Source organism: Micromonospora sp. CNZ303 (assembly GCF_004345505.1).
In genome coordinates this window covers 25,667-39,438 of record NZ_SLVT01000019.1, presented here as the reverse complement: position 1 = coordinate 39,438, position 13,772 = coordinate 25,667, and the positions used below count along the sequence as shown (strand labels likewise).

Genomic DNA, 13,772 nt, shown 5'->3' with positions numbered 1-13,772 from the left:
CATCGACACGACGACCTCGGTGAGCCTGAACGTGCGCGACGTGCACCTGGCCTTCGGGTCGCACCGGGTGCTGCGCGGGGTGGACCTGGACGTGGCGCGCGGGGCGACGGCCTGCGTGATCGGCCCGTCCGGGTCGGGCAAGTCCACCCTGCTGCGCACGATCAACCGGCTGATCGAGCCCGACCGTGGCGACGTGCTGCTGGACGGGCGCAGCGTGCTGGCCGACGACCCGGACGCCCTGCGGCAGCGGATCGGCATGGTCTTCCAGCAGTTCAACCTCTTCCCGCACATGAGCGTGCTGCGCAACGTCACCCTCGCACTGCGCCGCATCCGCAAGCTCGGTGAGGACGAGGCCGTGGCCGTCGCCCGCGAGCACCTGGAGCTGGTGGGGCTGGCGGCCAAGGCCGACGCCCGCCCGGCGCACCTGTCGGGCGGGCAGCAGCAGCGGGTCGCGATCGCCCGCGCGCTGGCGTTGCGCCCGCAGGTGATGCTCTTCGACGAGGCGACCTCCGCCCTGGACCCGGAGCTGGTCAAGGGCGTGCTCGGGCTGATGGCCGAGCTGTCTGCCGGGGGCATGACGATGGTGGTGGTCACCCACGAGATGGGGTTCGCCCGCGAGGTCGCCGACACCGTGGCGTTCATGGACCGCGGCGTGGTGCTGGAGGCCGGCGAACCGGCCGCGATCTTCGAGCGGGCCGAGCATCCCCGGCTGCGCCGCTTCCTCTCCCAGGTGCTCTAGCGCCCGGCCGACGCTTGGCAATATCCTCCACTGCACACGCGACGCCTGGAGTTCCTTTTCACGGGGCCGCCCCCGCCCCCACCTCCGGCCGCAGAGGAGAGACGCCATGCACGTCGAGAATTCCGCACTGGACCGCCGGACCCTGCTGCGGGCCGGCCTCGGCGCCGCCACGGTCGCGGTCGTCGGCAGCCAACTCGCCCTTCCCACCGCCGCACAGGCGGACCCCGGCACCGACCTGGACTGGATCTACAGCTGCGACGAGTGGGGCGCGCGCCCGCCGGCCGACCCGCTGGCGGTCAGCGCCATCCCCACCAACAAGATCATCGTGCACCACATGGCGTTCCCGAACGTCACCGACTACTCCGAGGCGCAGGCGGTCAAGCTGGCCCGCGACTGCCAGAACCTGCACATGGACGGCAACGGCTGGTCCGACACCGGCCAGCACTTCACGATCAGCCGTGGCGGGTACGTCATGGAGGGACGCCGGGGCAGCCTGGAGCGGCTCCAGGCCGGCGACCGGCAGATGATCTCGGCGCACTGCCCCGGCGAGAACGGCCGGGCCATCGGCATCGAGAACGAGGGCACGTACGTCACCGAGACCCCGCCGGAGGCGCTGCTGGACTCGCTGGTCACGCTCTGCGCGACCATCTGCCGGCAGTACGGGCTGCACGCCCACGACATCTTCGGCCACTGGGACTTCCGCACCACCCTGTGCCCGGGCGCCACCTTCTACCGGCAGTTCCCCGCCCTGCGCCGCCGGGTCTTCGAGGCCCTCGGCACCGACCTCGCCGACGTGCCGGCCCGCCGCTGGCCGGACCTGTGGCGCTTCGTCGGCTCCCCCAGCGTCCGGGTGGTGCAGTACCTGCTGGCCCACCGCGGCTACACCGTGCCGGTCAACAGCGTCTTCGACGCCGCCACCGTCGCCGCGGTGCAGGACTGGCAGTACCGCAACGGCATCCCGGTCGACGTCGACGCCACCCTCACCGCGCCCACCTGGGAGACCCTGGTGCCGGAGCTGGGCGCCCACGCCAGCGGCGCGCCTGTCACCGCCGCGCAGTTCCTGCTCAACTACCGGGGCTACCCCGAGGTTGCCGTCACCGGCGAGTACGACCACGCGACCAGGACGGCCGTCAAGGACGTGCAGCGTCTGCACCGCCTGCCCGCGCACGGCAAGCTCGACCTCGACACCTGGTGCGCGGTCGTCGGTGGCGTCGTACGCCGGTCGTTCCGGGGCTGAACACCATCCGCCGGCCCATGGGAGCGACCCGCCCCGCGGGCCGACGAAACGCGGTCGACGAGCTGCGCGGCTACTGGGAGCAGCTCGCCGACGGCGGCACGGTGACCGTGCCGCTGGAGAAGCAGATGTGGGGCGACGAGTTCGGCATGTGCGTCGACCGCTACGGCATCGGCTGGATGGTGAACATCGGCCAGCCGCAGGGCTGACCGGGTGTAGCGGCGGCGCGAACGGGTAGGGACCGCTGTCCGGCGGGCCCGGGCGGCACCCCACCGGTGCGGCCCGGCCCGCAGCCGCCGGCCGGAGGGGTGCACCCGATGCTGTCGCCGCCCGCGCACCCGCACCCGCAGCCCGCTCGCCCCGCCCGGCACGCCCGCCCCCGCCCGAGCCCGCCCCGGCCGCGATGACCCGGGTCCGGAACCTGCGCGTCCGCCCGGACCTGCTCTACGTGGCGAGCGGCTGGAGCACCCTGGTGACCGACGTGCGCGGCCGGATCGCCGGCACCGGCCCGCAGGGCTTCTTCGCCCGCAACACCCGCGTGCTCAGCACCGAACGCCTCAGCGTGGACGGCCGCGAGCCGGTCCCGTTCAGCACGGCCAACGTGGCGGGGCACGCCCAGCTCTCGTACGCGGCCCTCGGCGACGGCGACACGCTGCCCTCCCGCGCGGCCTACCTGCTGGTGGAGCGCTTCGTCGGCGCGGGGCTGCGGACCCGGCTGACCGTGGTCAGCTACGCGGCCGTGCCCCTGGACCTGCGGCTGCGGATCCACCTCGCCGCCGACTTCGCCGACACCAGCGAGGCCGAGACCGGCCGCCGGGTGCAGTCCGGCACGGTCGACGCGAGCTGGGACGACCGGGACCGGGAGCTCCGCCTGGCCTACCGGTGCGACGGCCTCGACCGGGCGGTGGCGATCGGCGTACGGGCCGACACGCCCGTCCGGTACGCCGACGCCGCCCTGACGGTCGACCTCGCGGTGCCGCCCCGGGGGTCCCGCCGGGTGGAGCTCCTCGTCGAACCCGTCTTCGACGGGCAGCGCCTCGCCGCGCCGCCGCCGACCTTCGCCGAGCCGGACGACGCGGCCGCGCGCGCCCGGGGCACCCTGGCCCGCGAGCTCACGCGGCTCAGCAGCAGCAACTTCGACGTCACGGCCGCCTGGCGATGCGCGGTCGACGATTTGGCCGTGCTGCCGCTGGGCGAACCGGAGGGCCCGACGGCACCGATGGCGGGCCTGCCCATCTATCAGGAGATCTTCGGCCGCGACACGATGACCGCCTCGTGGCAGTCCCTGCTCGCCGGGCCGACGATGCTGGCGGACAGCCTGCGGCTCAACGCCCACCACCTCGGGCGGCGCGTCGACGACTGGCGCGACGAGGAACCCGGCAAGCCGTTGCACGAGGCCCGGCGGGGCCCGGTGTCCACGCTCGGGATCGACCCGTTCGACAGCTACTACGGCGACTGGTCGACCGCGCCGGACTTCCTGGTCTTCCTCGGCCAGTACCTGGCCTGGACCGGGGACCTCGACACGGTACGGGACCTGCTGCCGACCGCGCGACGTGTGCTGGGCTGGATCGACCGCTTCGGCGACCTCGACCGGGACGGCTTCCTCGAATACCACCGCCGGTCCCCCGCCGGGCTGAAGAACCAGGGATGGAAGGACTCGGACACCGCCATCGTCGACGAGCACGGCGAGGTGGTGCCGAACCCGATCGCGACCAGCGAGTTGCAGGGGTACTGGTACGCCGCGCTGCGGCACGCCGGGGTGGCGTTCGCCGCGGCCGGCCACCCCGCGTACGGTGCCGGGCTGGTCCGCCGGGCCGCCGCCCTGCGGCGCCGCTTCCACCGGGCCTACTGGATGCCGGACCGGGGCTGCCACGCGTTGGCGCTGGGGCCGGACAAGCGGCAGGTGCGCTCGGTCAACTCCAACGACGGCCACCTGCTGGCCACGGGGATCGTGCCCGCCCGCATCGCGCCCCTGGTCGCCGACCGGCTGCTCGCCCCCGACATGTTCAGCGGCTGGGGGGTGCGCACCCTGTCCTCGGCGCACCCGGCGTACGACCCGTTCAGCTACCACCGGGGCAGCGTCTGGCCGGTCGAGGCGGGCACGATCGGCCTGGGGCTGGCCCGGTACGGCTGCTGGGAGCACCTGCACCGGCTCGCGGAGGGGATGTTCTCCGCGGCGGCGCTCTTCACGGAACACCGCCTGCCGGAGGTGCTCAGCGGGCTGCCCCGCGACGACGCCCATCCGCACCCCGGCGTCTACCCGGACTCCTGCTCCCCGCAGGCGTGGTCCGCCAGCGCGGTCGTCGCGCTGATCCAGGCGCTGCTGGCGCTGCGCCCGGCCGCGCCGCTGCGGACGATCTTCGTCGACCCGCACCTGCCGGAGTGGCTGCCGGACCTCACGCTCGAGGGCGTGCGCGTGGGCGGGCGCACCGTCGACCTGACCGTACGTCGCGGGCGCGGCGGGCGCACGTCGCTGCGCGCCCGGGGCGACCGGATCGCGGTCATCCGCCGGCCCACGCTCCAGGCCTCGGCGACCCGCCGCCGCTCCTGACCGGCCGGGCCGGTCGGCACAGCGCGGAATCGGCGCCCGCAGCCGTCAGGGCTAGGATCCGGTGGTGGGCGGTCGAGGGCTCATCCAGGACGACGAACGGTTGCGCCGCATCGAGGCCGTGACCGACGCGACGCTGTCCCGCCTCGACGCGGCCGACCTCTTCGACGAACTCCTCGACCGCGTCCGGGACCTGCTCGACGTCGACACGGCGGCCATCCTCATGCTGGACACGCACTCCCAGCAGCTCGTGGCCACCGCGGCCAGAGGGCTGGAGGAGGAGGTCCGGCAGGGGTTCCGCGTCTCCGTGGGCCGCGGCTTCGCCGGCCGGATCGCCCTGACCCGACGGCCGGTGATCATCGAGGAGGTCACCCCCGACGTCGTGGTCAACCCGGTCCTGCTGGCGATGGGGCTGCGGTCGCTGCTCGGCGTGCCGATGTTCGCCAGGGGCGAGCTTATCGGCGTGCTGCACGTCGGTACGCTGGGCCGCCGCCGGTTCACCACCGACGACGTACGCCTGCTGGAGCTGGTCGCCGACCGGGCCAGCCTGGCCAACCTGGCCCGGTCCCACAACCTCGACCACAACGCCGCCCTCGCGCTGCAACGCAGCCTGCTGCCCACCCAGCTGCCCAGCCTGCCGGGCCTGGACATGGCCGCCCGGTACGTGCCCGGGCACGTCGCCGGAATCGGCGGCGACTGGTACGACGTGTTCGTCCTGCCCTCGGGCTGGCTGGGCCTGGTCATCGGCGACGTGTCGGGCCACGGCCTGCAGTCGGCCGTGGTCATGGGGCGCGTCCGCAGCGCGCTGCGCGCCTACGCGCTGGTCTGCGACGACCCGGCGGAGGCGTTGACGCTCCTCGACCGCAAGGTCAGCCACTTCGAGGCCGGCAACCTCACCACGGCGCTCTACGCCATGGTCTCCCCCGACCGGACCCGCATCCGGCTCTCCTCCGCCGGGCACCTGCGCCCCGTCCTCGGCGCGCCGGGCCAGCCGGGCGTGCCCGTCCCGGTCCACGCCGATCCCCCGCTCGGCACGGGTCGCCGGCCGCCGCCCCGGCAGCAGGCGGAGGTGGACTTCCCGCCGGGCGCGGTGCTCGTCTGCTTCACCGACGGCCTCGTCGAACGCCGCCACGAGGTCATCGACGTCGGCCTCGATCAGCTCGCCGACGTGATCCGGCCGGCACCGGCCGAGGAGGTCTGCGCCGCGGTCATGGGCGCCCTCGGCGCCGAGCAGCCGACCGACGACATCGCCATGCTGGTCGTCCACCGGCTTCCGACGCCTGACTGATCCGTCGGGCCGCCGGCACCCAGGTGCGCCGTCCGGACGGGCGAGACCGGCCGCGTGGTCGCCGGCCGTTTGGCGGGGGGCGATCGCGGAAAGAGTGGCGGGCATGAAGTGGGCAAGCCGAGCCGTACCCGCCGCCGTCGCCGCCGTCGCGGCCCTCGCCGCGCGTGACCTGATCCAGCGCGACCACGCGTTGCTGCGCACCTTCCCGGTCCTCGGCCGGGCCCGGTACCTGCTGGAGTCCATCGGGCCGGAGCTGCGCCAGTACATCGTCGCGGGCAACAACGAGGAGCGGCCGTTCACCCGCGACCAGCGCCGCTGGGTGTACGCGTCGGCGAAGCAGCAGAACAACTACTTCGGCTTCGGCACCGACAACGACATCGAGGTCACGCCCGGATATCCGATCATCAAGCACCGCACCTTCGGCCGGGCCGTCCCGCCGTCGACGCCGGGCGCCGGACACGACGTGCGGCTGCCGTGCGCCAAGGTGCTCGGCGCCGCGCGGGGCCGCGCCCACGCGTTCCGGCCCGAGTCGGTGGTGAACATCTCCGGGATGAGCTTCGGCTCGCTGTCCGGCAACGCCGTCGAGGCGCTCAACCGGGGCGCCGCCCTGGCCGGCTGTATGCAGAACACCGGCGAGGGTGGGCTGTCGCCGTACCACCGCAAGGGCGGTGACCTGGTCTTCCAGATCGGCACCGCGTACTTCGGCTGCCGCGACGAACGCGGCCGGTTCAGCCTCGACCGGCTCAGGGACCTGGTCGCCGGCGCGCCGGTGCGGGCGCTGGAGATCAAGCTCAGCCAGGGCGCGAAGCCCAGCCTCGGCGGCCTTCTGCCGGCGGCCAAGGTCTCCGCGGAGATCGCGGCGACCCGGGGCATTCCGCAGGGACGCGACTGCGTCAGCCCGTCGCGGCACGCCGAGTTCTCCGACTGCGACAGCCTGCTCGACTGGGTGGAGCTGCTCGCCGCCGAGACGGGCCTGCCGGTCGGCATCAAGTCCGCGGTGGGCGACCTCGGCTTCTGGGAGAAGCTGACCACCCTGATGCGCGACACCGGGCGTGGGGTCGACTTCGTCACGGTCGACGGCGGTGAGGGTGGCACCGGCGCGGCGCCACTGATCTTCACGGACTCGGTGTCGCTGCCGTTCCAGCAGGGCTTCACCCGCGTCTACAAGATCTTCGCCGAGCGCGACCTGCACGAGCAGGTGGTGTTCGTCGGCGCCGGCAAGCTCGGCCTGCCCGACAACGCGGTGGTGGCGTTCGCGCTCGGCTGCGACATGGTCAACGTCGGCCGGGAGGCGATGCTGGCGATCGGCTGCATCCAGGCCCAGAAGTGCCACACCGACACCTGTCCCACCGGCGTCGCCACCCAGAACCAGTGGCTCGCCCGGGGCGTGGACCCCGGCTCGAAGTCGGTCCGCGCGGCCAACTACGTCCGGACGCTGCGCCGCGACCTGGTCAAGGTCGCCGAGGCGTGCGGCGTCGAGCACCCGGGCCTCATCGACACCGACGCGATCGAGATCCTCGACGGCCGGACCGCCTCGCACCCCCTGCACGAGGTGTACGGCTACCGCCCCGGGTGGGGCCTGCCGTCCGCCGCCGACCGGGCGCAGATCGCCCGGCTGATGTCGGCGGAGGCCCCGCAGGGCGGCACCGCCCCGCCCTCGCCGACCGCGATGTCCTGACCGCCCGCACGCCACCGACGCCGATAATGGCGCGCACCGGGTGCACCGCCGCGCCTATCGTGGCCCGGTGCTGATCAGACGCGAGACCCCCGCCGACGTCGACGCGATCCGGGCGGTGCACCTCGCCGCCTTCGCCGACCCGGAGAAGCCGGACGCCGTACCCGTCGAGGCGGGGTTGGTGGACGCGCTGCGCGCGGACGACGGGTGGCTGCCGGCCCTCTCCCTCGTCGCGGCCGACGACGCCGGGCAGGTGGTCGGGCACGTGGTGTGCACCCGGGGCCGGGTCGCCGGCGAGCCGGTCGCGCTGGGGTTGGGTCCGCTCGGCGTGCTGCCGGACTGGCAGCGGCGCGGGGTCGGCTCCGCGCTGATGCACGCGGTGCTCGGCGCGGCCGACGCGCGCGAGGAGGCCCTGGTGGTGCTGCTCGGGCACCCCGACTACTACCCGCGCTTCGGGTTCCGCCCGGCGGTCGACCTCGGCGTCACCCCGCCGCAGCCGTGGGGGCCGCAATACTTCATGGCCCGCCCGCTGAGCGCGTGGCGGTCGTCGATCCGCGGCGGGTTCAGCTACGCCCGCCCGTTCGACGATCTGTAGGCGAGCCGCCAGCGGCCTGACCGACGGGCCGAACGGTGCTCACCGGCGACGTTCGGGCAGGTCAGTGCCACATTCGCGGGTCCGCGTGCGAACATGTGTTCGTGTCGCTCGAGGCCAGCATCCTGCACGCCGACCTGGACGCGTTCTACGCGTCGGTCGAGCAGCGGGACGATCCGCGCCTGCGCGGCCGGCCGGTGATCGTCGGCGGGGGCGTGGTCCTCGCGTGCAGCTACGAGGCGAAGGCCCGCGGCATCCGCAGCGCGATGGGCGGCCGGCAGGCCCGGCGGCTCTGCCCCGAGGCGATCGTCGTGCCGCCGAGGATGGCGGCCTACACGGCGGCGAGCCGCGCGGTGTTCGAGATCTTCCGGCGGACCACCCCGGTCGTCGAGGGGCTCTCCATCGACGAGGCGTTCCTGGACGTGGGCGGACTGCGCCGGCTGGCCGGGCCGCCCGCCGACATCGCCGCCCGGCTGCGCCGCACCGTACGCGAGGGGGTCGGCCTGCCGATCACGGTGGGCGTGGCCCGCACGAAGTTCCTCGCCAAGGTGGCCAGCGGCGTCGCCAAGCCCGACGGCCTGCTGGTCGTCCCGCCGGACGGGGAGCTGGCGTTCCTGCACCCGCTGCCGGTGGAGCGGCTGTGGGGCGTCGGGCCGGTGACCGCGACGAAGCTGCGCGAGCGGCGCATCCGTACGGTCGGGCAGGTCGCCCGCCTCGGCGAGGCAACGCTGGTCTCGCTGCTCGGCGCGGGCGCCGGTCGGCACCTGCACGCCCTGGCGCACAACCGCGACCCCCGGCCGGTGCAGGTCGGCCGCCGGCGCTCCTCGATGGGCGCGCAGCATGCCCTCGCCGCCGTTCCGCACGCCCCCGCCGAGCTGGAGGCGGTCCTCGCCGGCCTGGTCGACCGGGTGACCCGGCGGATGCGGGCGGCGACGCGGGCCGGCCGGACGGTGACGCTGCGCCTGCGGTTCGGCGACTACACCCGCGCGACCCGCTCCCACACGGTGGCCAAGGCGACCGCCGACACGGCCCCGCTGCTCGCCGCGGCGCGGGCGCTGCTGCGGGCCGCGCTGCCCGAGATCGAACGGCGGGGCGTGACCCTGCTCGGCGTCTCGGTCGGGAACCTCGACCACTCCCCCGTACAGCCGCCGCTGCCGTTCGACCGCGATCCGGGGGCGGACCTGGACGCGGCCGTGGACGCCGTGCGCGACCGGTTCGGGTCGGGGGCGCTCACCCGGGCGGTGCTGCTCGGCCGGGACCCCGGCCTGGAGATGCCGCTGCTGCCGGACTGAGCCCGGGGCGGCGGGTCAGGACGGCGGCAGCGACGGCAGGACGCTCTCCTCGTGGTCCAGCTCCCGCTCCAGGATGCGCATGTCGGCGTCGGCGAGGCGGCCCGCGTCGCGCCAGGCGAGCAGTTCATCCCGTTCGGCGGCGATCATCTCCCGGCGGGCCAGCAGGGCCGCCCGGTAGCGGTCGTCCACCGGCAGCACCTGGTCCTCGACGTGGGAGAGCAGTGCCACCCGTTCGGTGTAGCGCTTGTGGCGGCCCTCGGCGGCCCGGCGCAGCGGGGCGGCGACGTCGCGTACGCCCGGGTCGGTCTCGGCCAGGGCGGTCAGCCGGTCGAGGGCGGCCTGCACCGCCGCGGCGCGGGCCTCGTTGCGGGTCAACGCCCGGCTGACGGCGGTGCCCGGCAGCCGCAGCCGGCGCAGCAGCGGGGCGAAGGTCAGGCCCTGACCGACGAGGGTGACCAGCACGACCAGGTACGCGCAGAACAGCAGCAGGTCCCGGGCGGGCGTGCTCGCGGGCAGCGTGAACGCCGCCGCGAGGGTGATGACGCCCCGGGTGCCCGCCCAGCTCAGCGCGAGCAGCTCCCGACCGGACAACGGCGGGTTGTCGGGACGTGGGTCGCCGCCGAGGCGGGCGTGCATCCGGGCGGGCAGGTGCGCGGCGGCCAGCAGCCACAGCGGACGCACCAGCAGCACGACGCCGACGGTGACGGCCCCCGCCGCGACGACGGTGCCGAGGTCGTAGGCGGCCAGCCCGCGCACGACGGCGGGCAACTGCTGGCCGATGAGCAGGAACACGTAGCCCTCGAGGAGGTACTCCACCAGGTGCCAGACCGAACGGGTCTGCAACCGCGCGCCGCTGGACTGCAGGGACGCGCTGCGGTGGCCCAGCCAGAGGCCGGCCACGACGACCGCCAGGACGCCGGAGACGTGCAGACTCTCGGCCGCCACGTAGGCGGCGAACGGGGTGCCCAGGGACAGGGCGTTGTCGGTCAGCGGATCGGAGGCCGTCTTCCGCAGGTACGCGATGACCCACGCGACGGCCATGCCGACGGCCAGCCCACCGGCGGCGACGAACAGGAAGTCGCCCACGGCGTGCCCGACGGAGAACCTGCCGCCGATCGCCGTCGCCACGGCGACCTGCAGGATCGTCAGGGCGGTCGCGTCGTTGAGCAGCCCCTCCCCCTCGACCAGCGTGGTCAGCCGGGGCGACATGCCGGCCCGCCGGCCGATCGACAGCGCCGCAACCGGGTCCGGCGGGGAGACCGCGGCGCCCACCGCGATGGCGAAGCTCAGCGGGACGGCGGCCACCACCGCGTTGAGCCCGAAACCCACGGCGAGCGCCGTGACCAGGACGAGCGCCACCGACAGGCCGATCACGGTGCGGGCGTTGCGGCGCAGCGCGGTCAGGCTCGACTGGAGGGCGGCGCCGTAGAGCAGCGGGGGGATGACGAGGTAGAGCACGACCTCGGGATCGAGTTCCAGGTTCGGGCCGGGCAGGTAGCCGTAGCCGATCCCGGCGAGCACCAGCAGCACCGACGCCGGCAGGTGGGTGCGGCGGGCCAGGGCGTTGGTCAGGACGACCACGACCAGGCCGCCGAGGGCCAACGCCACCAGCTCGCCCATCCCGCCGGTCCCTCCCGCTGTCGGCCTCCGCCCCGGGCACCACCGTAACCCGGTCATTCGGCGGTGGCCGGGCAGCGCCCCCCTCGCCCGGGGCGGGGACGACGGGCGGCGGGGGCCGCCACGCCCGGGGCGGGGACGACGGGCGGCAGGCGGCGGGGGTGCGCCGGGTGGGCCCCTGACGCACCCCCGTCATCGACCCGGGTCAGCGCGTCGGCGGTACGGCGGTGCCCTTGCGGTAGTTGCGGCCGTTGCCGTCGGGGCGGTAGTTGTTCTCGACGTTGCCCGCCGAGTCCACGGAGAACCAGTGGATCCGCGTTCCCGCCGGGACGGTCAGCGTCTCGCCGCCCTCCCGGATGCCAGCCGAGCCGTAGAGCTTCGACGCGTACGTGGGGGCGGCCCGGTCGAGGGTGTAGAAGACGGCGGCCGGCTCGCTGGTGGAGAAGGTCACGTCCACCATGCCCGGCGTCGCGCTGGGCGCGACCGCCAGCGTGCTGCGCGGCCTGGTCCGGTCCGTGGCGAAGTCCCGGGCCACCCGCATCAGCTCGACCAGGCCGTTGGCGAACTCCAGCGCCTCGGCGTGCGCCTCGTCCCACTCGGGCTGGAAGGAGGTGCCGACCTCGAAGTTCCAGGCGTAGATGCCGTACCTGTACCAGAGCATGTCGCCGGAGTTGCCGGCCGCCGAGTAGAGCACGTCGGAGATCGGTCCGGTGCGCGCCGGGGTGACCGCCATGTTGCGGTGCCGCTTGATGGCGGCCAGGATCCGCGAGGACGCGCCCCAGAAGGCCGACTCCTCGGCGAGCGTCGGGCGGGGTGCGGAGACGCGGTCGGGCAGCGCGTACGCCCCCGGCGACCACATGAAGTAGTTGCCCGAGGAGTGCAGGTTCATCGAGAACCGGATGTTGGGGCGGGAGGCCAGCCAGTCGAGGTTGCGGTTCTCCGGCTCGGAGAGCTCGCCCGGCCCGGCGTACGTGCCGCTGGTGCAGCTCGTCGACGCCCCCGAGTAGCCGTCGAAGAGGCTGTACTCGGTGTAGTTGCGGTTGTTGTCCACGCCCCAGGAGTTGCGGGCCAGGAAGTCGGCCGCCCCGGTCGTCGGGCAGTGGTTGGTCATGTTCTTGCGCTGGGAGTTGAAGTCGTAGAACGAGTAGTGGCCGCCGTCGGGGTTGATCGAGGGGGCGATCCAGATGTCGAGGCTGTCCAGCAGCTGCCGGGTCCGCCCGTCGTGGGCGTAGTTGCGCAGCAGCCGCTCGGCGGTCTCGACGGTCACCAGCGGGGGGACCCACTCGCGGGCATGTTCCTGCGCGTAGGCGAGCACGCCGAGCTTCGAGCCGTCCCGGTGCTTGCCGATGCGGATGGCGTACACCGGGTGCGGGTCGCGCGAGACGCTGGCCGGCGCGCTCAGGCCGTCGCTGAGCGGGGTCCGCGCGGCCGGCGCGACCACGCCGCCGCCCGGGCTGCCCCGATAGGTGTACGCCCGCACGAGCGTCCCGGCCCCGGCGTTGAGCGCCGCGACGACCTGGGCGGCCGTGCTGGTCACCGCGCCGGCGCCGTCGGTGCCGAGCGTGACCCGTACGGCCGCGCCGGCGACGGTCACCGACAGCGGCGTGTCCGCGGTGCCCGGGTCGACCAGTTCCACGGAGACGTCGTTGCCGCCCTCGTGCCCCCAGGCCAGGGAGTCCACCGCGACGCGGCTGTCGGTGGCGGTGCCGAGCACGGCCTGCGCGTGCCGCCGGTAGCCGTTGGTCTTGTGCGGCAGTTCGACGATCTCGGCCAGCCGGGGGAACTCGGCCGCCAGCTGGTGGACCCGCGCGTACAGCTCGGTGGGCGTCAGGTAGCTGGTGACGAAGTCCTTCTGGTAGCCGGGCCCCTCGGGGCCGTCGCCGGGCGTCGGCAGCCACTCCCGCACCTGCGCGACGGCCACGTCGCCGGTCGGGCTGGTGATCCGGATCCGGTCGGGCCGGCTGGTCACGGGCGCGGCGCCCCGGTGGTAGAGGTAGACCCCGGCGTCGACGAAGCGGGAGATCGTCTGCGTACCGCCGGAGCCGATCTCGGTGCCCGGGCCGCTGTCCCGTTCGACGGTGAGCGCGTCGGGGGCGGTCTGGCCCTGCGCCCACTTCGCCTCGACGGAGAGGATCTGGCTCGTGCCGGAGGTGTAGTAGTCCGCCCGGATGATCCTGACGTCGGAGGCGGCGGACGCGCCCGGGCCACCCGTCGCGGCGGCGAACCGACGGTTCTGGGCGACGTGCCCGGCGATGGTCGCCTCACGCTCGGCCACCCGGGCGCGGGCGTCGGCGGGACGGTGCAGCACCTTGCCGAGGGTGAAACCGGCCCTGGTCAGCGCCGTGGCCTCGCTCGCGGTGACGACCGCGTGCGCGACGACCCCGTTCCCGGTGCGGGTGACGTGGTGGTCGAGGTCGACGCCGGTGGCGACGAGGGCGTCCAGTTGGGCGGTGCCGGCGAGCAGCACCTCGACGACGTTCGCCTCCTCGTCGGCGACGCGGACCAGCTCGACGGGGGGTTCTGCGGCGGGTACGACGGCCGAGGCGGGGCTGACCAGCAGCACCACCGCCGTGGCGGCGGCGAGCGCGGCCGGGACGGGTAGGCGGCGTCGCCACCGGGGAGCTAGGGGATCACGCATGTGTCCGCCCTTCTGGTGTCGGCAGGCTGACCGGACGGGATGGCCGAGGGGTCGCCCGGTTGCGCGGCTGCGCCCCGCCGGTCGCGCGCCACGGCCGCGGGATCGCGACCCGGCGGGGGCAGAGATGCTGGTGTCCGGTGGCGACGGAC

The 13,772-nt window shown here is 74.5% G+C and carries 10 protein-coding genes; 8 read left to right on the top strand and 2 right to left on the bottom strand.

From position 1 onward, the window contains the following. The first annotated feature begins 1 nt into the window (after nt 1). From EV374_RS25365 to dinB, 8 genes are all read left to right on the top strand, one after another. On the top strand, nt 2–739 hold the full coding sequence (locus tag EV374_RS25365; RefSeq protein ID WP_132239737.1) for an amino acid ABC transporter ATP-binding protein: 738 nt from the start codon (nt 2–4) through the stop codon (nt 737–739). A gap of 106 nt (nt 740–845) precedes the next feature. Beyond that, nucleotides 846–1,976, top strand: coding sequence for a peptidoglycan recognition protein family protein (locus tag EV374_RS25360; protein WP_132239546.1), 1,131 nt, complete (start codon nt 846–848; stop codon nt 1,974–1,976). 17 nt (nt 1,977–1,993) lie between these two features. Next, complete coding sequence (locus tag EV374_RS25355; protein ID WP_486485951.1) at nt 1,994–2,182, top strand: VOC family protein; 189 nt, start codon at nt 1,994–1,996, stop codon at nt 2,180–2,182. Between the two features lie 194 nt (nt 2,183–2,376). Beyond that, nucleotides 2,377–4,524 carry a glycogen debranching N-terminal domain-containing protein gene (locus tag EV374_RS25350; RefSeq protein ID WP_132239544.1) on the top strand — a complete coding sequence of 716 codons (2,148 nt, stop codon included), beginning with the start codon at nt 2,377–2,379 and terminating at the stop codon, nt 4,522–4,524. 64 nt (nt 4,525–4,588) lie between these two features. Beyond that, nucleotides 4,589–5,809: a GAF domain-containing SpoIIE family protein phosphatase gene (locus tag EV374_RS25345; RefSeq protein ID WP_132239542.1), complete on the top strand. Its 1,221-nt coding sequence runs from the start codon at nt 4,589–4,591 to the stop codon at nt 5,807–5,809. Nucleotides 5,810–5,912: 103 nt separating this feature from the next. Further along, nucleotides 5,913–7,487, top strand: coding sequence for an FMN-binding glutamate synthase family protein (locus EV374_RS25340; RefSeq protein ID WP_132239540.1), 1,575 nt, complete (start codon nt 5,913–5,915; stop codon nt 7,485–7,487). A 67-nt stretch (nt 7,488–7,554) separates the two neighbouring features. Then, nucleotides 7,555–8,079: a GNAT family N-acetyltransferase gene (locus tag EV374_RS25335; protein WP_132239538.1), complete on the top strand. Its 525-nt coding sequence runs from the start codon at nt 7,555–7,557 to the stop codon at nt 8,077–8,079. Nucleotides 8,080–8,180: 101 nt separating this feature from the next. After that, nucleotides 8,181–9,368 (top strand): DNA polymerase IV, encoded by a 1,188-nt coding sequence (gene dinB / locus EV374_RS25330; RefSeq protein WP_132239536.1) that lies wholly within the window; start codon nt 8,181–8,183, stop codon nt 9,366–9,368. Nucleotides 9,369–9,383: 15 nt separating this feature from the next. On the opposite strand, the gene EV374_RS25325 is transcribed toward dinB, so the two are convergent. Together EV374_RS25325 and EV374_RS25320 are read right to left on the bottom strand one after the other, a co-directional pair. Next, the gene (locus EV374_RS25325) at nt 9,384–10,988 is read right to left on the bottom strand and encodes a Na+/H+ antiporter (RefSeq protein ID WP_132239534.1); all 1,605 of its coding nucleotides are present in this window, start codon (nt 10,986–10,988) and stop codon (nt 9,384–9,386) included. 202 nt (nt 10,989–11,190) lie between these two features. Then, a complete protein-coding gene (locus EV374_RS25320; protein WP_132239532.1) occupies nt 11,191–13,623 on the bottom strand; it encodes a M14 family metallopeptidase in 2,433 nt (810 codons plus the stop codon). Nucleotides 13,624–13,772 lie beyond the last annotated feature (149 nt).